16 protein-coding genes are annotated in these 18,079 nt (G+C 66.4%); 4 read left to right on the top strand and 12 right to left on the bottom strand.

Annotation, left to right across the window (positions count from 1 at the left end):
* Positions 1 to 107: 107 nt before the first annotated feature.
* Positions 108 to 1,115, bottom strand: coding sequence for a zinc-dependent alcohol dehydrogenase family protein (locus AMD14_RS15150; protein ID WP_011051905.1), 1,008 nt, complete (start codon positions 1,113 to 1,115; stop codon positions 108 to 110).
* Positions 1,116 to 1,339: 224 nt separating this feature from the next.
* Here AMD14_RS15150 and AMD14_RS15155 point away from each other — a divergent pair, with 224 nt between their 5' ends.
* Positions 1,340 to 2,887, top strand: coding sequence for a GGDEF domain-containing protein (locus AMD14_RS15155; RefSeq protein ID WP_171843845.1), 1,548 nt, complete (start codon positions 1,340 to 1,342; stop codon positions 2,885 to 2,887).
* A 285-nt stretch (positions 2,888 to 3,172) separates the two neighbouring features.
* Here the strand turns inward: AMD14_RS15155 and AMD14_RS15160 are convergent, their stop codons facing one another.
* A complete protein-coding gene (locus AMD14_RS15160) occupies positions 3,173 to 3,715 on the bottom strand; it encodes a single-stranded DNA-binding protein (protein WP_011051914.1) in 543 nt (180 codons plus the stop codon).
* 273 nt (positions 3,716 to 3,988) lie between these two features.
* On the opposite strand from AMD14_RS15160, the gene AMD14_RS15165 reads away from it, so the two are divergent.
* A complete protein-coding gene (locus AMD14_RS15165) occupies positions 3,989 to 4,987 on the top strand; it encodes a polyprenyl synthetase family protein (RefSeq protein WP_003488167.1) in 999 nt (332 codons plus the stop codon).
* 200 nt (positions 4,988 to 5,187) lie between these two features.
* Here AMD14_RS15165 and AMD14_RS15170 read toward each other — a convergent pair whose 3' ends face one another.
* From AMD14_RS15170 to AMD14_RS15190, 5 genes are all read right to left on the bottom strand, one after another.
* Complete coding sequence (locus tag AMD14_RS15170; RefSeq protein ID WP_015463439.1) at positions 5,188 to 5,988, bottom strand: dienelactone hydrolase family protein; 801 nt, start codon at positions 5,986 to 5,988, stop codon at positions 5,188 to 5,190.
* Positions 5,989 to 6,310: 322 nt separating this feature from the next.
* Positions 6,311 to 7,717, bottom strand: coding sequence for a UDP-N-acetylmuramoyl-L-alanine--D-glutamate ligase (murD, locus tag AMD14_RS15175; protein ID WP_011051916.1), 1,407 nt, complete (start codon positions 7,715 to 7,717; stop codon positions 6,311 to 6,313).
* Entirely contained in the window at positions 7,698 to 9,053 is a 1,356-nt protein-coding gene (gene murL, locus AMD14_RS15180) for a UDP-N-acetyl-alpha-D-muramoyl-L-alanyl-L-glutamate epimerase (protein WP_011051917.1), read from the bottom strand. Before murL ends, murD begins: the two co-directional genes overlap by 20 nt.
* Positions 9,050 to 9,508, bottom strand: a complete 459-nt coding sequence (locus AMD14_RS15185; protein WP_003489947.1) for a hypothetical protein — start codon at positions 9,506 to 9,508, stop codon at positions 9,050 to 9,052. Before AMD14_RS15185 ends, murL begins: the two co-directional genes overlap by 4 nt.
* Positions 9,492 to 12,101, bottom strand: a complete 2,610-nt coding sequence (locus tag AMD14_RS15190; RefSeq protein WP_011051918.1) for a bifunctional aspartate kinase/diaminopimelate decarboxylase — start codon at positions 12,099 to 12,101, stop codon at positions 9,492 to 9,494. The genes AMD14_RS15185 and AMD14_RS15190 overlap by 17 nt, the downstream gene beginning before the upstream one ends.
* A gap of 181 nt (positions 12,102 to 12,282) precedes the next feature.
* On the opposite strand from AMD14_RS15190, the gene AMD14_RS15195 reads away from it, so the two are divergent.
* Together AMD14_RS15195 and AMD14_RS15200 are read left to right on the top strand one after the other, a co-directional pair.
* On the top strand, positions 12,283 to 13,161 hold the full coding sequence (locus AMD14_RS15195) for a PhzF family phenazine biosynthesis protein (RefSeq protein ID WP_011051919.1): 879 nt from the start codon (positions 12,283 to 12,285) through the stop codon (positions 13,159 to 13,161).
* A gap of 31 nt (positions 13,162 to 13,192) precedes the next feature.
* Positions 13,193 to 14,074, top strand: coding sequence for a PhzF family phenazine biosynthesis protein (locus AMD14_RS15200; RefSeq protein ID WP_011051920.1), 882 nt, complete (start codon positions 13,193 to 13,195; stop codon positions 14,072 to 14,074).
* Positions 14,075 to 14,490: 416 nt separating this feature from the next.
* Here the strand turns inward: AMD14_RS15200 and AMD14_RS15205 are convergent, their stop codons facing one another.
* The 5 genes from AMD14_RS15205 to AMD14_RS15225 all read right to left on the bottom strand — a co-directional run bounded on the left by AMD14_RS15205 (position 14,491) and on the right by AMD14_RS15225 (position 17,962).
* The gene (locus AMD14_RS15205) at positions 14,491 to 15,090 is read right to left on the bottom strand and encodes a glycine zipper 2TM domain-containing protein (RefSeq protein ID WP_015472432.1); all 600 of its coding nucleotides are present in this window, start codon (positions 15,088 to 15,090) and stop codon (positions 14,491 to 14,493) included.
* A 152-nt stretch (positions 15,091 to 15,242) separates the two neighbouring features.
* Positions 15,243 to 15,677, bottom strand: a complete 435-nt coding sequence (locus AMD14_RS15210) for an OsmC family protein (RefSeq protein ID WP_003489936.1) — start codon at positions 15,675 to 15,677, stop codon at positions 15,243 to 15,245.
* Between the two features lie 297 nt (positions 15,678 to 15,974).
* Positions 15,975 to 16,922, bottom strand: a complete 948-nt coding sequence (locus tag AMD14_RS15215; protein WP_011051922.1) for an aspartate carbamoyltransferase catalytic subunit — start codon at positions 16,920 to 16,922, stop codon at positions 15,975 to 15,977.
* Positions 16,923 to 16,935: 13 nt separating this feature from the next.
* On the bottom strand, positions 16,936 to 17,403 hold the full coding sequence (gene ruvX / locus AMD14_RS15220) for a Holliday junction resolvase RuvX (RefSeq protein ID WP_011051923.1): 468 nt from the start codon (positions 17,401 to 17,403) through the stop codon (positions 16,936 to 16,938).
* On the bottom strand, positions 17,396 to 17,962 hold the full coding sequence (locus AMD14_RS15225) for a YqgE/AlgH family protein (RefSeq protein WP_011051924.1): 567 nt from the start codon (positions 17,960 to 17,962) through the stop codon (positions 17,396 to 17,398). The genes ruvX and AMD14_RS15225 overlap by 8 nt, the downstream gene beginning before the upstream one ends.
* Positions 17,963 to 18,079 lie beyond the last annotated feature (117 nt).

Consider the following 18,079-nt stretch of genomic DNA (forward strand, 5'->3'; position numbering starts at 1 on the left):
CGCTTGCCAGCAACGTCATGCAGGCGGCGGCCTTTGCACACGTCGAAATAGTGAATTCGCGCGTCGGCGGTGCGGAGCATCACCGACGCTCGGTGCCGCGGGCTGGATCAGAACTCCAGCGCGATCTTGCCGAGGTGGCCACCGGACTTCTGCAGCGCGAAGGCTTCACCGATCTCATCCAGCGCGAAGCTGCGATCGATCACCGGCCGCAGCGGCAAGCTGTCGAGTGCGCGCACCAGGTCCTGTTGATGCTTGCGGCTGCCGACGACCAATCCCTGCAGGCGTTGCTGGCGCCCCATCATTTCGGCAGTCGGAACCGGCCCTCCGGCACCGGTCAAAACGCCGATCAAGGCGATATGCCCACCTACGCGCGCTGCACGGATCGATTGCGTCAGCGTGCCCGGCCCACCGACCTCGACCACATGGTCCACCCCACGTCCTTCGGTGATGTCCAGCACCTGCGCCGACCATTCGGGATGCTGTCGATAGTTGATGACGTGGTCGGCACCGAGCGCTCGCACCTTCTCCAGTTTCTCGTCGGATGAGGACGTGGCGATCACGCGCGCGCCCATCGCTTTGGCCAATTGCAGCGCAAAGATCGACACGCCACCGGTGCCCAGTACCAGCACGCTGTCGCCGGCCTTGAGCCCGCCGTTGACTGCCAGTGCACGCCACGCGGTGACGCCGGCGGTGGTCAGCGTCGCAGCCTCGGCGTGGCTGTAACCACGGGGTGCGTGGGTGAATGCCCGTGCATCGGCGACGACCGCCGAGCGCGCATAGCCATCGACGCCGTCGCCTGGAGTGGTGGCAAAACCGGCGTGCAACGGCTCGCCGTCCAGCCACTGCGGGAAGAAGGTGGACACCACCTGATCGCCCACTGCGAACTCGTCAACCTCCGGCCCGACCGCTTCCACCACGCCTGCGCCATCGGACATCGGAATACGCCCGTCTGCGGTTGGCATCTGCCCGAGCACCACGCCCAGATCATGAAAATTGAGCGAACTGGCATGCAGGCGCACGCGGATCTGACCGCGTGCAGGCTGCCCCGGATCGGGCAATGCAACCGACTGCAGCGATGCGATGGCAGCCGGATGGCGAAGACGAATGGCTTGCATGGAGAACTCCTGAGCGTGATTCAGTGCTCGGCATAGCATGCTGCCCGTTATGCAGCCGCAGTCGAGCTGGCTCTGACATCTGTCGCCGTGCGCGTTGAGGTGATTCAGCGAGCGCTGCTGCGGCAGCCATTGCGCGTCGCGACGCGATCAAGCGGGCTGTTGCGTGTAACGTGAGGCATCAATCACAGATCTGTCATTGCACGTGTCGACGCGCCTGGGAATGCATGCCGCGACGCGTAGGGTGGCACGGCGGTTGCATCGCTCTGGTATCCAGACAGGTAGCCACAGTGACGTCAACAACCAAGCGGCGGCGCCAACGTGCTCAGCGCATCGCGCTGCATTTCGTGCTGACTGCGTCTTGGATGCTACTGCTCGGTTCGGAATATTGGTCCATCCACGAAGAGCGCGCGACCGCGCTGCGCAGCGCCCAGGCGCAGTCGTTGAACCTGGCCAATTCGCTGGCGCAGCATGCCAGCGACACCCTGTCCATCGCCGACGCAGTGCTGTCCGGGCTGGTGTCGCGGGTCGAACACGACCAAGGCTCCAGGGCCGCGCGTTCTGCGATGCATGAGTTCCTGGTGCACGAAGCGCGCCGCTCCGATCGCCTACATGGCATTTTCATCTATGCCGCGGACGGCAGTTGGGTTAGCTCGTCGCTGGGCAGCACCCCCAGGACGCACAACAACGCCGACCGCGCCTATTTCAAATACCACCGCGACCATCGCGACGCCTTGTCGCTGGTCGGCCCGCCTGTGCAAAGCCGTTCGGACGGCTCCTGGGTGCTGACATTGAGCCGCCGCCTCGACGCCCCCAGCGGCGAGTTCGCCGGCGTGGTGCTGGTCACCCTGCAGCTGAAGTATTTCCAGAACTACTACAGCACCTTCGAGGTCGGCCCGCACGGCACCATCGGCATGACCAACGACGATGGCATCGTGATGGTGCGCCGGCCCGACAAACAGGGCGTGATCGGCACCTCGATCGCGGGGACGTCGATCTACGTGACCATGCGCGCACGCAAGCACGGCACCGCCACCTATCGCTCGCCGATCGACCGCGTTGAGCGCATCTCCAGCTTCGCACCGGCGCGCCCCTATCCGCTGACCGTGCTGACCGGCTTTTCAGTGGACGATGCGTTGGCGAACTGGCGGGAAACCGCGCGCCAGCGCATCGTGGTGGCCGCGCTGGGCTGCACCCTGCTGCTGGGCGTGGGGATCTGGCTGGACCTGCAACTGCGCCGCATGCACCGCAACGAAGCCAAGCTGAGTACCGAAGCCTGGGTAGACGCATTGACCGGCATCGCCAACCGGCGCGCCTTCGACCACCGGCTATCGCGTGCGTTGCAGGACGCGGTTCGCCTGGAGGCGCCATTGTCGGTGCTGATGATCGATGTCGATCACTTCAAGCTCTACAACGACACCTATGGTCACGTGAACGGCGATGCCTGCCTGCGTTTGATCGCAGGCGCCATTGCCGGCTGCTCGCGCCGCAGCGAAGACCTCGCCGCGCGCTACGGCGGCGAAGAGTTCGGCATGATCCTGCCGCATACCGATGCCGCCGGCGCGCTGCGCCTGGCCGACGCCGTGCGCAATGCGGTCGCCGAGCTGGGCCTGATGCACCTGTCCAGCCCCACCAGCGCGCACGTCACCGTCAGCATCGGCGCAGCCACCTTCGAACCGGGCGAAGCGCCGCTGAGCCCCAACGCCATCGTGCACGACGCCGATTCGGCGCTGTATCGCGCCAAGCAGAAGGGACGCAATCGCACGTCTGCCTAGACCTGCCGAGGGGCGCTAACGGCCTGCCGTAGGGATCACGCTGCTGCTGCGCGCTGGACGTTGCGAGCTTGAGCAACGCATGGACGGCGCGCCCACGCTGCGTGCGTTGCGCGTAAGCCTGCAATAGGCGCTGCACGCACGGCGTGCCTGCCTCCGAGCACGCATAACGCCCGCGAGGCTCTGCCACCATTCTGCCAAAACCGGCCAATGTCCGGGCGTCATCGCCATAACGCAGAAGGCCCGCGCAATGCGGGCCCTCGTGGATGACACAACGACGGGCAGTCCTCAAAACGGGATATCGTCGTCTGCGAAATCGTCCATTGGCGGCGCCGACTGCTGCTGGGCCGGCTGCTGACGACGCGGCGCGTAGTCCTGACCACCGCCACCGCCACCGCCGCCATATCCGCCACCACCCTGCCCGCCACCGCCGCCCTGCTGACGCGGCGCCGAACGCTGCGGGCGATCGCCGCCCATCCCACCACCGCCGCCTTCGCCACGGCCGCCGAGCATCTGCATCTCGTTGGCGACGATGTCGGTGCTGTACTTTTCAACGCCGTCCTGGCCGGTGTACTTGTCGTAGCGCAGTTCGCCTTCGACATACACCTGCGAGCCCTTGCGCAGGTACTCGCCGGCGATTTCGCCCAGCTTTCCGAAGAACACCACGCGGTGCCACTCGGTGCGTTCCTGGTTATTGCCGTCGCGGTCCTTGCGCATGCTGGTGGTGGCCAGGCTCACGCGCGTGATTGCCATGCCGGCCTGGGTGTACTTGGTGTCGGGATCGTTGCCGAGGTTGCCGACGAGGATGACTTTGTTGATGCCGCGGGCCATAGGTGCTTCCGAGATGATGCGCTGGCGCCGGGAGCGCGCAACGATGAATGTCTGTGCGGCAATGTTACCGCACCTGCCGCTCGGCGGTCCTGGCAGGTTGCCGCGCGGCGCTGCCGGGCAAGCGCCCTGCCAAGGGTCGGAAATCCAGCCCGTACAGGCCTTGCGGCTTTGACGCGACCACGTGAAGCCGCAAATGTGAAGACGCCGGTTGTGCCCGGCGGGACGGATCCGGCCGGGGCACCTATAATCGGCCCACATCACGAACGCCTGCGCATGACCATCGCCGAAGACCTCCCCACCGTGCTGGGCCTGCCCCAGATCCAGTCCCTCGCCGCGCCCGACATGGCCGCGGTCGACGCACTGATCCGCCGCCGTCTGGCCTCGGACGTCGTGCTGATCAACCAGATCGCCGATCACATCATCTCCGCCGGCGGCAAACGCCTGCGCCCGATGCTGGTGATGCTGGCCGGCCATGCCGCTGGCGGCTCCGGCCCGGAGCACCACCAACTGGCGGCAATCATCGAATTCATCCATACCTCCACGCTGCTGCACGACGACGTGGTGGACGAATCGGACCTGCGCCGCGGGCGCAGCACCGCCAACGCGCTATGGGGCAATGCGCCCAGCGTATTGGTGGGCGACTTCCTGTACTCGCGTAGCTTCCAGTTGATGGTCGAACTGGATCGCATGGAAGTCATGCAGATCCTGGCCGACACCACCAACCGCATCGCCGAAGGCGAAGTGCTTCAGCTGTTGCATGTGCATAACCCCGACACCGACGAAGCGGCGTACCTGCGCGTGATCGAGCGCAAGACCGCAGTGCTGTTCGCCGCCGGCACGCGTCTGGGTGCGCTTGCCTCCGGCGCAAGCGCGCAGGTGCAGCAGCAGCTGTACGACTACGGCATGCAGCTGGGCTTCGCCTTCCAGATCGCCGACGACGTACTCGACTACGCCGCCGAGGCCGCGGACCTGGGCAAGAACCTGGGCGACGATCTTGCCGAGGGCAAGGCCACCCTGCCGCTGATCCACGCGATGGCGCACTCGGATGCGACCACCCGTGAGCGCCTGCGACAGATCGTCGAGCAAGGCGATGCCGCGGCGATGCCGGAAGTGCTGGCCGCCATCCGTGCCACCGGCGGGTTGGACTACAGCCGTCAACGCGCGGCCGAATACGCCGCCGCCGCCGAACAGGCTCTGGAAACCCTGCCGCACAGCGCTGCCGTGGCGGCGCTGCGCGGCCTGGCGCGCTACGCGGTCGAGCGTACCCACTGATCCGGAGCGCCCTGCGCGCCGGATGGGATTGAGCATTTGAGATTGGGGATTCGCAAGGGCGGCTAGTTCGCGCGTTGACGAATCCCGCATCCGTTAGCCGAATGATTGGTCAGCGCCCTCCCCCGGAGCACAAACTCCGGGGGGTGATGCGTTGAAGCACGGGACCCGCGCTCTTGCGAATCCCAAATCCCCAATCCCGGCTACTGACCAAACCGCTCTTCGAAGAAGTCGCCCAGCATGCGGTACGCACGCTTGGCCGCCCGCGGGTTGTACAGGCAGCCCGGCGGGCTGTTGGCGTCGGCCTCGGCAAAGCAATGCACCGCGCCGCTGAAATTGACGAATTGCCAATCCGCGCCGGCTGCATTCATTTCGGTTTCGAACGCGGCGATATCCGCCTTGCTCACGCTCTTGTCGTCGGCACCGTTGAGCACCAGCAGGGGCGTCTTGGCAGAGCCGGCCGCAGCCGGGCTGGGAGTCGCGATGCCGCCATGCAGGCTGACCACACCGGCCAGCTGCGCGCCTGAGCGCACCAGCTCCAGCACCGTCGTACCGCCGAAGCAGAAGCCCACAGCACCGATGCGCGCTGCGTCCAGCGGCGCCTTGCCGGCCTGCGCCTTGAGTACCTCTACCGCCTTGAGCGCGCGTGCGCGCAGCTCCGGCGGATCCTTCTTCAGGGCGCCGGCGAACTGTCCAGCCTCGCTGTCGTTGGCGGGGCGCTTGCCCTTGCCATACACGTCGGCCACCAGCACCACGTAATCGTCGCCGGCCAGTTGCTTGGCCTTGCTCACCGCCGAGTCGTTGACACCGCGCCAGTTGGGCACCATCACCAGGCCCGGGCGCTTGGCATCGCCGGCATCGTCATACACCAGCACGCCGCTGTAGGTGTCCTTGCCGATCTTCCATTCCAGCGGCTTGGCCTGCATCGCGGCCGCTGCAGGGAAGGCCAGCGAGGCCAGGACACCGATCAACCCAACGCCACGCCATGTCCATTGCTTGTGCATGTGCTTGCTCCCAGGATGGTGCGGCGAGTGTAGGCGCTGGCGCCGTGCAGGAGAGGTCATCGTCGCCGCTGCCGGCAACGGTGGCGGCAGGTCGTCGGTCCAATGCGCCTGCGCGTTTCTCATGCGCTGCGCGTGCGCGCTTTCGAGGCAATCGCGCCACCGCGGCGGCGCTGGCGTTAGCGCGGCGACCAATAGGCAGCGAGCAGCCATCAGGTGGCCGGAGAACAGCGCGCAGGCACAGCGGTGTATGAGCGGCACATGCCAGTTCCGAGCACCTGCCATGCCCACCGGCTGATGAGCGCAGCCGGTGCGTTAGCCGCCTTCAGTGCACACCCAGTCCGTCAATCGCGCTGATCGCCGCCGGGTCGAAGCCTGCCAGCTGTGCGAAGTGGCGGCCGCGCGCAACGTAATCGCTGTAGGCGCCGAAGCTGGGCGCCCCCGGCGAGAGCAGCACCACACCGCCCTGCTCGCCCAGCGCATTGCGCGCCAGTCCCATGGCGTGTTCGAGATCGTTGGCGGCATGCAGGCCGAAGTGTCCCGCTTCGGCCAGCGGCGCCAGCAATGCATGGATGCGTGGGCCATTGGCGCCCATGGTCACGATTTCCAGCGGCGCCTGCTGCGCCATCTGCTGGGCGAAATCGTGCCAATCCAGCCCGCGATCATGGCCACCGACCAGCAAGGCCACGCGTCGCCGCGCAAAGCACGCCAGTGCAGCCAGCGAGGCATGCGGCGTGGTGCTGATCGAATCGTTGACGTAGCTGATGCCGTCCACGCTGCCGAGCAACTGCAGGCGGTTGGGCAATGGACGAAAGCTCGCTGCCGCCGGCGCAAGTGCCGCTGCATCCAGGCCCAAGGCCTCTACCGCCGCCAGCACCGCGCACAGGTTGCGGCGGTTGTGCTCGCCCGGCAGCGGCACATCGGCAGTATCGAAAATGGCCTGTTCGCCGCGATAGACCACCTCGCCACGCAGATGCCAGCCGGCGGGCTGATTGAACCAACGCACCTGGCTATCGGGCAATTGCAAGCCGGCAAGCAGCGGGTCGGCAGCGTTGAGCAAGGCGATCCGCGGCCGGCCTTCGGTCACCAGCGACAGCTTGTCGCGCACATAGCGCGCCTCGTCGCCATGCCAGTCCAGATGCTCGGGAAACAGATTCAACACCAGTGCCAGCTGGGGACGCGCGCCGCTGCGCCCGACATCACCGGTCTGATAGCTGGACAACTCGACCGCCCAATACGCCGGCGGCGGCTGCGGTGCCAGCACTTCCAGCAGGGGCTGGCCGATATTTCCGACCAAGGCGGTGCGATGCCCGGCTGCGCGCAGCACGTGCGCCAGCAGCGCAGTGGTGGTGCTCTTGCCCTTGGTGCCGGTGATGCAGACGACGCCAGGCACGCTGCCGTCCGCCTGCGCGTGTTCGGCAAACCACAGCGCGGTGCCGCCAATGAAATGCGTGCCCTGCGCAGCGGCAGCCAGTGCCTCGGCGCGATACGGGCTGATGCCGGGCGACTTCACGACGATCTCGAATCGTCCCAGCGCCTGCGCGCTGGCATCGGTTTCCACCTGCAAGGCCGCATCTGCCAGCGCACCGATCTCACGCGCCTCTTCGGCGTTGCAGAACACCGTCAGCGCTTGAGTCGGCAGGCGCGCCCGCAGCGCACGATACGCCGCACGTCCTTCGCGCCCCCAGCCCCACAACGCAACAGCCTTGCCTTCAAGCTGCGAAATTCGCACGCACGCGCTCCCACAGCGCCGGCGGAATCCGGTGCTCGCCATCGATGGCCATGAGTGGCTGGACCTGCAGATCATTCGAGTCGAGGTGCGGCTGGATGTCGCGGATGAAGCGCTTCACCAACGCGTCCTCCTTCCACTCCGCGCGGCTGGCCAGCACGGCCATCGCCGCGCGCGATTCGCGGCCTTCGCCCACGCATTCGAACGGCTTGTGGTCCTGGAACTCCAGCAGCGCATCGTAGCCGCCGGCCTGGGTCGCATCGTCGAGCAGATTGCGCCCGAAGATGTTGACCAACCGCGTCTTGGGCATGAACGGCGCCAGCGCCAGGAACACGAAATGGCACTTCGGGCACACGCCGCACCAGCGATGCACCGGGCGCTCGCCCATGATGTGGAAGTTGCGGTTGCAGCTGGAAAAGTGCGCGTCGTAGTGATCTGTCTTGGCGAATTGCCGCGCCACCGCCAACTCGGAGAGCGGCCGCAGCAACGAGTAGTAGCGCAGATCGGCCGCCACCTGCCGCTGCACGTAATCGCCGAATGCCTGTTCGAACGCCCAGCCCTTGGACCACTGGTGATTGACCTCGCCGGTGCCGGGAATCTGGCTGCCGTAACTGGCCGAACGTTCGTTGGAGAACACCACCTGGTCGATCCCATTGAGCAGCGCCGCCAGCACCAGGATGGCCGAGTTCACCGCGGTCACCGGGATATGCCCGTTCCACGCGCCCTGGCGATTGAGTTCGAACAGTTCCGGGGCCAGCACGCGGCCGATGTTGAGTACCGGCAACCCGGTGCGTTCTGCACAGGCACGGATGAGTTGCGAACCGCCGATCCAGCTGACGGTCTGCGCCACGCCGGCCTGGCGCAGGGCCTCGATGCTGACCAGCGAATCCTTACCGCCACCGATCGCAACCAGCGCATGCTCGCGCAACCCCACTGCCGGCGCAGCATCAGACGCTTGCGCGGCGACCGGAAAATGAATCTTGCCATGCAGATTCAATCCATTGCGATAGGCAAATTCGCCCAGGCCGTGCAGGTACACGCTTTCCACCAGCGCAGCGGTTTCGGCATCGATGCTGTAGCTGTCGATGGCGATGTTCGGCGGCACCGCAGCTTTGAAATAACTGACTCCTGCAATGAGATGCAGCAGCCGCAGCGCCTGTTGCACGGCAGTCGCCTGCGCGCCCTCCAGGACGAACGGTGCGCCCGGCACCGCAACGGTCTCGACCAGCTCCGGCCCTTGATCGAAGGCATACACCAGCGTCGCCACGCCGGTCTGCACGTCGAGTGCGCAACGCACGAAACGGAAGGTGGACATCTGATGTTTGTCGAAAGCGCTCATGGACTACCTGCAGAAACACGTACACGACGCAGATAGCGTCGGCACAGGAGATATTCAATCATGGAAAACGGCACCGCCGCCCATAGCAGCGGCAGGCAACCGATCACGAACAACAGCAGCATCACTTCCGAGCGAATCACCTTTGCATCGCCGGTGATCGCCAACGCGACCAGCAGATACAGCAGCAATGCGGGCAAATAGCCAAGCGCGCTGAGCACCACGGTGCGCAGCGCCATGCCACCGGCACGCTGCGCCAGCGCGCGCTCGGCGCGCCGTGCCTGCCAGAACGCTGCGCTCCAGGCACCGACGCCGGCAGCAATCAACCCTGGCAGCACCCACCGCAGGCTGTCGGTCCACGGCACCCGTTGCCCGGCCATGTCGATGGCGGTGGAGAACACCATCGCCACGCCACCGGCCAGCGTGCTGAGTACGACGAACTCAGCCAGTGGGCGCATCGATCACCTCTTCGCGCGGCAATTCGCGCTGGTTGTAGGTGCTGGCCATCGAGTAGCCATAGGCGCCGGCATCGGCGACCAGCACCACGTCGCCTGGTGCGGTGGCCGCCGGCAGGCGGCGGCGCTTGCCGAACACGTCCGACGATTCGCAGATCGGCCCGACGATATCGAACGTGCCATCGGCCGGCGCGTCGAGTTGGCTGAGGTTTTCGATGTCGTGCCCGGCGTCGTACAACGCCGGGCGAATCAGGGTATTCATCCCCGCATCCAGGCCCACGCGGTGCACGCCGTCCTTCTCGATCACCTGGGTGACGCTTGCGAGCAATACGCCGGCTTCGGCCACCAGATAGCGGCCCGGCTCGATCGCCAGGCGGTAGCCCGGATGCACGGCCTTGACCTCGGCCAGGCCCTTGGCCCACACCTCCAGATCGAATGGCTCGTCTTCGGCGCTGTACGGAATCGGCAGGCCGCCACCGATGTCGATGGTCTCCACCGTGCCGATACGGCGCGCGAAGCCGGCCAACTCGTCGTACATCATCCGCCAGTGCTCGCCGGTCTCCACGCCACTGCCCAGGTGCGCATGCACGCCGGTGATGGTGACCTCGAGCGTGCGCGCCACCTCGACAAATTCATCCACCCGCGTGGACGACAGGCCGAACTTGGAAGCCTTGCCGCCGGTGTTGACCTTCTCGTGATGGCCGTCGCCGTGCCCCAGGTCGATGCGCAGCCACACATTGCGGCCACGGAACACCTCGGGCCAGTTGCGCAGCGCCTCGACGTTGTCCACGGTCACCGTCACGCCCAGCGCGAAGGCCGCTTCGTATTCGGCCTTGGGCGCAAAGCTCGGCGTGAACAGCACGCGCCGTGGCGACAGCTCCGGCAGCGCCTGGAATACGCGGCGCAATTCGCCGTGCGAGACGCATTCCAGCCCGAAGCCGGCCTGCTCCAGCGCCATCAGGATGGCCGGATGCGCATTGGCCTTGATCGCGTAATAGCGCTGATCCACCGCGGCTATCTGCGCCAGCGCATGCGCACGCTCACGCACCGTGGGCAGGTGGTATGCGTAACGCGGCGTCCCGGCCCTGGACAGCGACAGCAGATGCGCGCGCTCGGCATGCCACCACGGCGTGGGTCGGGGACGTACCGAGCCGATGATCTGCCGCCAGCGCGGCCCGAACACCTCGCCCTCGCTGACCGGCATCGCACCGCTGTCGATCAGTTCCGCGTGCAGGATCGGCAGCAAACCGTCGGCATCGGCTTCGTCGATGACGAAGGTCAGGTTCAAGTCGTTGGACGACTGCGAAATCATGTGCACGCGTTCCTGCCCGAACGTGGCCCACACGTCGGAGAGCTTGTGCAGCAGCGAACGCATGCCGCGTCCGACCAAGGTGATGGCCGCGCAAGGAACGATGATCTTGACCTTGCAGATCTGCGAAAGATCGGCCGACAACGCCGCCAGCACATCGGTGTTGACCAGGTTTTCCGAAGGATCCAGCGACACGGTGACGTTGGTCTCGGCCGAACCGATCAAGTCCACCGACAGGCCGTGCTTCTTGAACAGCGTGAACACGTCGGCCAGGAAGCCGACCTGCTGCCACATGCCGATGCCTTCCATCGACACCAGCACGATGCCATTGCGGCGGCTGATCGCCTTGACGCCCAGCACCAGCTCGGCATTGCCGTCGATGCTGGTACCCGGCAGATCCGGGCGCTCGGTGTCCAGAATCGCCATCGGCACGCCGGAATCGCGGCACGGCTTGATCGAGCGCGGATGCAGCACCTTGGCGCCGGTGGTGGCGATTTCCTGCGCTTCGTAATAGTCCAGCCGGGTCAGCAGCCGCGCATCCGGCACTTCTTTCGGGTTGGCGCTGAACATGCCAGGCACGTCGGTCCAGATTTCCACCCGGCTGGCGCCGAGCAGCGCGCCGAAGTACGCCGCCGAGGTATCCGAACCGCCACGGCCCAGAATCGCGGTGCCGCCATCGGCATGACGCGAAATGAAGCCTTGCGTGATCAGCAAGCGTGTCGGTTGCGCGGCGAAACGCGTGCGCCAATCGGCATCGGACTGCCATTGGCACGAGACCGACAGCCGCTTGGACCATTCGCTCTGATTGGGCTGCGGCGGCAGTGCGGACAGCCACTGGCGCGCATCCAGCCACCCCATGTCCAGGCCGCTGGCATGCAGATACGCCGCGCCGATGGTGGACGACAGTAACTCGCCCTGCCCCAGCACCTCGGCTTGCCAATCCAGCGTGCGCGTTGCAGCGCGCGCATCGCCCAGCAATGCGTGCAGTGCGGCCAGGCGCTCGCCCAGCACTGCATCGGCGTCCAGTTCGAGCTCGGCCAGAAACTCGCGATGGCGTTGGTCCAGTGCCGCCACGCGCTGCGCGCTATCGGCGGCGCCGTCGGCAATGGCGGTGAGCTCGTTGGTCACGCCCGACAATGCAGACACCACCACCAGCACGCGGCCGCCGGTTTCGTTCGCCCGTTTGCTCGCCAGTTTTCCAATCGTGTCCCAGCGATGACGACGCGACACCGAAGTGCCGCCGAACTTGAGGACGATCCAACGATCGGTAGAGTGGGGAGCTGACATTGAGATAGGCGTTTAGGATGGGGGGAAGATGCCCGGGATGCCGAGCGGAACCTCCGATTCTACTGCCAATGCCGCTCGCATGACCCCGCGTCCGATCACTGCGTGCCGTCGCACCTCCACTGCCGTGTCGGTTTGCCCTGCAACCATCGCCGCGCCCTCCTTCGATCGAGATTTCCCCACGATGAGCAAGCACCGCTATCTGCAACTGGATGTTTTCGCCGGCCGGGCCGGCAGCGGCAACCCACTGGGCGTGGTCTTCAATGCAGAGACGTTGTCGTCTGCGCAAATGCAGCAGATTGCCGCGTGGCTGAATCTGTCCGAGACGGTCTTCTTCCTGCCGGTCAGCGTGCCCGATGCCGATTACCACATCCGCATCTTCACCCCGCGTACCGAGCTACCGTTTGCCGGCCACCCCAGCGTCGGCGCAGCGTGGGCGGCGGTGACCCACGGCGTGACCGCCTATAAGCCCGACGGCCGGCTGCGCCAGCAATGCGCAGCCGGCGTGCTGCCGGTGGACGTGTTCGACCGATACGGCGCCTTGCTGGTGCGGCTGCGCGCGCCGCGCGCACGCGCCATCGACACGGGCGACACGTACGCCGACGCGCTGCGCGCCGCCTGCGCTGGCCTGGGCGCGAGCGCGCAGCCGGCCGCGCTCTGGAACAACGGCCCGAACTGGTGGCTGCTGGAATTGGCCGACGCGCAGGCGGTACGGCAGGCAGCCCCGGACCTTGCCGCCATTGCGCGCCTGACTCAGGCCAGTGCCGCTTGCGGACTGGCCATCTATGCGCCCATGCATGACCACGACGCAGACCTGGTCGTCCGTGCCTTCTGCCCAGGCGATGGCATTCCGGAAGACCCGGTGACCGGCAGCGCCAATGCCTGTATTGCCGCACGCCTGCATGGCGAAGACCGCCTGCCCGGGGCGCAGTCGCGCTACGTCGCCAGTCAGGGCCGCGAGGTTGGCCGCGATGGCCGCGTCCATGTGGACGTGGACGCGGAAGGCGAAGTCTGGATTGGCGGAGCGACGCTGCAGGTGATCGACGGCCGCATCGATTGGTAAGCTGCCGCGCCCTCACTGCGGATCGACGCCCATGACCACTCGCCGTTTCCTGCAATTGGATGTGTTCTCCGCCCGCCCCGGCAGCGGCAATCCGCTGGCGGTGGTGCTGGATGCCCAAGGTCTGGACGATGCGGCGATGCAGGCCATCGCACGCTGGACCAAACTGCCGGAGACCACCTTCGTCGTCCCCGTCGAAAACGTGCACAGCAGCTACCGGCTGCGTATGTTTTCGCCGCAAAAAGAGGTGCCGTTTGCCGGCCACCCCAGCGTGGGCACTGCACATGCCGTGCTCGAGGCCGGCCTGGCCGCACCACAGGACGGCGTCCTGGTGCAGGACGGCATCGCTGGTCAGTTGCCGCTGCGCGTTGAGCAGCGCGACGGCCACCGCAGCATCGCGATCCGCACGCCACGCGCACGCGTGGCCGAGCAGGTGGGCGCCGACGATCCGCGCCTGCGCGATGCCTTGCGGGGCTGGCCGCTGGGGACGCTACCGCCTGCGCTGATGGACGGCGGCCGCACGTGGTGGGTGGTGGAACTGGACAGCGAAGCCGCGCTGCGCGGCCTGCAGCCGGACTGGGACGCGATCGCCGGGTTGGCAGAATCTACCGGCAGCATGGGCGTGTTTGCGTATGCACGCGCCGGCGCACCGGGCGCCTACGATCTGGCAGTACGTGCCTTCGTCGGCAATGGCCGGCGCTTCGAAGATGCGGCGTCCGGCGCGGCCAATGCGGTCCTCGCCGCATGGCTGGACAGCCGTGACGCATTGCCCGGCACCGACCGTCGCTATGTGGTCAGCCAGGGCCGCGAAATCGGCTTCGATGCCTTGCTGGAACTGCACATCGATGCCGACGGCGACGTGTGGTCGGGTGGCCAGGTGCAGACGGTGATTCGCGGCACGCTGGACTGGGCTTAGTCGGCGCGCCACAGGGCGCTTCCCGGAGGGTTGGCCGTCAGCGGCACGGAGCGCGCGCCGCGCGGCCTGCCTTGGCGCCAGCCAAGCCGGCGCCACGCAGCACCCGCTCCGCTGGCGGCCAACGCATCTCATCTCAACGTGCATCACACGTTCTAGGGCGGTAGCAACGCTGCTGTGCAGGATCCCACGCAACGAAGTGGCCTGCAGCTGCAGCCAATTTCTGATCACGGCCCGTGCACCGCGCATCAGCGCCTGTGTGAAACAGCAAGGTGCATCGCATCGATCAACGCCCAAGCCTTGTTGACGCGCCATTGCAGCCGCAATCGCTCCGCAAAACGCAAGAACGCTGCGGTTGCCCGCAGCGTTCTTTTCAGCACGATGCCGCAACCAGCGGCACCGCATCCATCCGGCACTGATCAGTCAGGGCGCACGTCGACGCGCACGCGGATACGGTCGCCCGGGTTGTAATCGCTACGCGTGTGGTATGTACGGCCAGCGTATTCGTAGGTAACGTCGTAGCCATCCACGCGGTCGCGTTCGCGGCGGTAGGACACCGGCTCGCAGACCCTCACGTTGCCCTGGTACGTGCGGTGATTGGCCTCGTAGATCGAACGGCCCGCCGCTACGCCTGCCATGGTGCCAACGGCGGTACCGACCAGACGACCATTGCCGCCGCCGACCTGGCTGCCGAGCACGGCGCCCGCGATGCCACCAATGACACTGGCCACGCCGCGATCGGACACACCGGCCTGGGCGTAGCCGCCATCGCGGTAGTACCCGTCATTACTGGTGTAGTAACCGTCGGCGGGACGATCGTAGCAACGTTCGCTGGTGCGTTCGTTGTACGAGTCGGCAACGATGATCGGATCCACGCGCACGACGCGCGCATATTCGTAACGGCCATCCTCATAGCCGCTGCGGCCGTAATCGCGGTAGCCGCTGTCATAGCGCTGCGCCGTGGCATTGCCCGCCACGACCAGACCCATCACCAGAGCACCAAGCACGAGAGTTTTCATTGCGGCAGCTTCATAGGGAGGACACGCTGCCGATGCTCGGCCTGCGCCAGTGAAACCGCACTGAACCAAACCAGCCGCAAAAAGCCCTATTCAGGTTGCCGCCAGCTGCGCGCGCCGGGCGTTTGCGCCGACGCGTCGCAGCGGTATTGGCATTAGCTGGAAAACTCGGTTTCCAGGCTGATCGGCACGGCGCTCAGTGCCTTGGACACCGGGCAATTCTTCTTGGCGGTGTCTGCCAGCTCGCGGAACTTGGCCTCATCGATGCCCGGCACCACAGCCTTGAGCTTGAGGCGAATCTGCGACAACTGCGGGCCGCCTTCCATCGACAGATCCACATCGGCGCGCGTGTCCAGCGAGGCCGGCGGAAAACCGGCTTCGGTCAACTGTGCAGACAACGCCATGGTGAAACAGCCGGCATGCGCGGCGGCGATGAGTTCTTCCGGATTGGTGCCCTTCTCGTCGCCGAAGCGGCTGCTGAAGGCATAACGGGTGTTGTCCATCAGGCCGCTCTGCGGCGTGCTGAGCTGGCCCTTGCCGGTCTTGAGGTCGCCTTCCCAGTGAGCGGTAGCGTGACGTGAAATACCCATTGCGATCTCCTGCGCTGAAAGGAGCGCTCACGATAGGTGAGTGGGTGTTAGCTGGTGGTGCTCGGAATCGGGAATCGCAAGCGCAGATCGCCGGGCACGTCAGGCAGCAAGCGACTGTTTGTCTGCTCTCATGCAGTTGCGCGTCGAACGCCACCGCGCGACGGACCACGGTGTACGTTCGGCAAAAGCGACCGCCCCTTCGCAATCGACAATCACACATCAGACACGACCGCGCGCGTTGGTTGCGCGGTCGCGTTGCCGCTCCTGGGCCGCTAACGAAACGAGGCGCAGCCACGCTCAGCCGAGCAGGGTTTCCAGCACGGCCATGCGCACGGCGACGCCGTTGGCGACCTGCCGTAGCACGCAGGATTGCGCGCCGTCGGCCACTTCATCGGTGATTTCCACGCCGCGGTTGATCGGGCCCGGGTGCAGCACCGCGGCGTCACGACCGGCACGCGCCAGGCGCTCGCAGGTCAGACCATATTCGGTGTGGTACTGCTCCAGCGAGGGCACCAGGCCTTCTTCCATGCGCTCGCGCTGCAGGCGCAGCATCATCAGCGCGTCGGCGCCTTCGAGCATGGCATCGAAATCCTGACCGACCACGCAGCCCTCCAGCATGCCGTCGTCAGGCAGCAGGCTAACCGGGCCGCAGACGCGGATTTCGCCAGCGCCCAACGTGCGCAAGGCATGCAGGTCCGAGCGCGCCACGCGCGAGTGCTTCACGTCGCCGACGATAACGACCTTGAGCTTGGAAAAATCGGTGCCCTTGGCCTGGCGCAGGGTGAGCATGTCGAGCAAGCCCTGGGTGGGATGCGCGCTACGTCCGTCGCCGGCATTGATCAACGCGGTGCCCTCGCCCGCGGCAGCCGCCAGCGCTTCCACCGCGCCGTCGTCGGGGTGACGCACCACGAAGCCGCGCACGCCCATCGCTTCGAGATTCTTCAAAGTATCGCGCGCGGTTTCGCCCTTGCGGGTGGATGAGGTGGATGCATCGAAATTGAGCACGTCCGCGCCCAGCCGCTGCGCCGCCAGATGGAAGGAGCTGCGCGTGCGCGTGGAGGGCTCGAAGAACAGCGTGCACACTGCAGTGCCCGCCAGCACGCTGCGCTTGCCCACGCGCCCGACCGCTGCATCGCGGATCTGGCCGGCGCGGTCGAGCAATTGCAGCAGCGTGGTGCGCGGAAGTCCTTCCAGGGTGAGCAGGTGGCGCAAGCGTCCGTCCGAATCGAGTTGCATGGTGGTCATCGCAGGTCGGGAGTCAAGGAAGAAGGGTGGCTTGGTCGGGTGCGGCCAACCAGCGTTCGACGATCACTGCGGCGGCCATCGCATCGAGCGCTTCGGCATCGCGGCGGCGCTTGCGCCCATCGGCACGCTCGCGCGCGAAGCGCTGCGCGGCTTCGACCGAACTGGAGCGCTCGTCGATCAGCACCACCGGCAGCGCATAGCGCTCGCGCAATTGGCGGGCGAAGGCATGCGCGCGCTTGCGTGCGGGCTGGTCCTTGTCGTCCAGGGTCAGCGGGTCACCGACCACCAGGCCGTCGGGGCGCCATTGCTTGTGCACGCGATCCAGCGCGACCCAGTCCGGGCCGTTGGCATGCACATTGATAACGGCCACCGCGCGCGCGCCGGCGCCAAGCGCGCTTCCGACCGCCACACCGATCCGGCGCGACCCCACATCGAAGCCCAGCACCGTGCCATCGGGGCGGATCGCGCCCGCCTCAGGCATGCCCGGAATAATCCGTCAGCCGGAACAGATCCACGCCAATACGCCCGGCAGCGGTCTGCCAGCGATCTTCCAGCGCGGTGGCGAACAGCACATTGGCATCCGACGGCGCGGTCAGCCAGCTGTTCTCGCCCAGTTCGAATTCCAACTGCCCCGCGCCCCAGCCGGCACAGCCCAGCGCCACCAGCGCATTGCGCGGCCCTTCGCCGGCCGCCATCGCTTCGAGAATGTCGCGCGAGGTGGTCAGGTAGACACCCTGCCCCACTTCCAGGCTGGAATCCCAGTCGCGCGCATCGTCGTGGATGACGAAACCGCGCTCCGGGTGCACCGGCCCGCCGCTGAGCACGATCTGCTCGCGCAGGTGCTCGTCGACGGTGTCGATGCCCATCTGCGACAGGACCTCGCCCAGCGTGTATTCGGAGGGCCGGTTGACCAGCACGCCCATGGCGCCGTTCTCATCGTGCTGGCAGATCAGCGCGACGCTGCGCGAAAAGGTGGGGTCGGACAGCGCCGGAAGCGCAATCAGCAGTTGGTTGGCCAGAGGCGTGGGCAAAACAGACATGGCCGCATTCTAGCCGTTCGCTTCGCCGCGCGCAGAGCCGCTGCCATACTGGGCCTTGCCGGCGCCGGGACTGCGCGATGCCGCCGATGCGGCTGCCTTCGCGGTGGCCCATCTGCG

The sequence above is a fragment of the Xanthomonas citri pv. citri genome (genome assembly GCF_000961215.1).
Taxonomy (GTDB): Bacteria; Pseudomonadota; Gammaproteobacteria; order Xanthomonadales; family Xanthomonadaceae; genus Xanthomonas; species Xanthomonas cissicola.

Bases quoted from the DNA above. Each gene is read 5' to 3' on its own strand.
- murL (WP_011051917.1), bottom strand. From the start codon at position 9,053: ATGAGCGCTTTCGACAAACATCAGATGTCCACCTTCCGTTTCGTGCGT.
- AMD14_RS15185 (WP_003489947.1), bottom strand. From the start codon at position 9,508: ATGCGCCCACTGGCTGAGTTCGTCGTACTCAGCACGCTGGCCGGTGGC.
- AMD14_RS15160 (WP_011051914.1), bottom strand. From the start codon at position 3,715: ATGGCCCGCGGCATCAACAAAGTCATCCTCGTCGGCAACCTCGGCAAC.
- AMD14_RS15215 (WP_011051922.1), bottom strand. From the start codon at position 16,922: ATGACCACCATGCAACTCGATTCGGACGGACGCTTGCGCCACCTGCTC.
- AMD14_RS15190 (WP_011051918.1), bottom strand. From the start codon at position 12,101: ATGTCAGCTCCCCACTCTACCGATCGTTGGATCGTCCTCAAGTTCGGC.
- AMD14_RS15210 (WP_003489936.1), bottom strand. From the start codon at position 15,677: ATGGGTATTTCACGTCACGCTACCGCTCACTGGGAAGGCGACCTCAAG.
- AMD14_RS15165 (WP_003488167.1), top strand. From the start codon at position 3,989: ATGACCATCGCCGAAGACCTCCCCACCGTGCTGGGCCTGCCCCAGATC.
- AMD14_RS15225 (WP_011051924.1), bottom strand. From the start codon at position 17,962: ATGTCTGTTTTGCCCACGCCTCTGGCCAACCAACTGCTGATTGCGCTT.
- ruvX (WP_011051923.1), bottom strand. From the start codon at position 17,403: ATGCCTGAGGCGGGCGCGATCCGCCCCGATGGCACGGTGCTGGGCTTC.
- AMD14_RS15170 (WP_015463439.1), bottom strand. From the start codon at position 5,988: ATGCACAAGCAATGGACATGGCGTGGCGTTGGGTTGATCGGTGTCCTG.
- AMD14_RS15200 (WP_011051920.1), top strand. From the start codon at position 13,193: ATGACCACTCGCCGTTTCCTGCAATTGGATGTGTTCTCCGCCCGCCCC.
- AMD14_RS15150 (WP_011051905.1), bottom strand. From the start codon at position 1,115: ATGCAAGCCATTCGTCTTCGCCATCCGGCTGCCATCGCATCGCTGCAG.
- AMD14_RS15205 (WP_015472432.1), bottom strand. From the start codon at position 15,090: ATGAAAACTCTCGTGCTTGGTGCTCTGGTGATGGGTCTGGTCGTGGCG.
- AMD14_RS15155 (WP_171843845.1), top strand. From the start codon at position 1,340: ATGCCGCGACGCGTAGGGTGGCACGGCGGTTGCATCGCTCTGGTATCC.
- AMD14_RS15195 (WP_011051919.1), top strand. From the start codon at position 12,283: ATGAGCAAGCACCGCTATCTGCAACTGGATGTTTTCGCCGGCCGGGCC.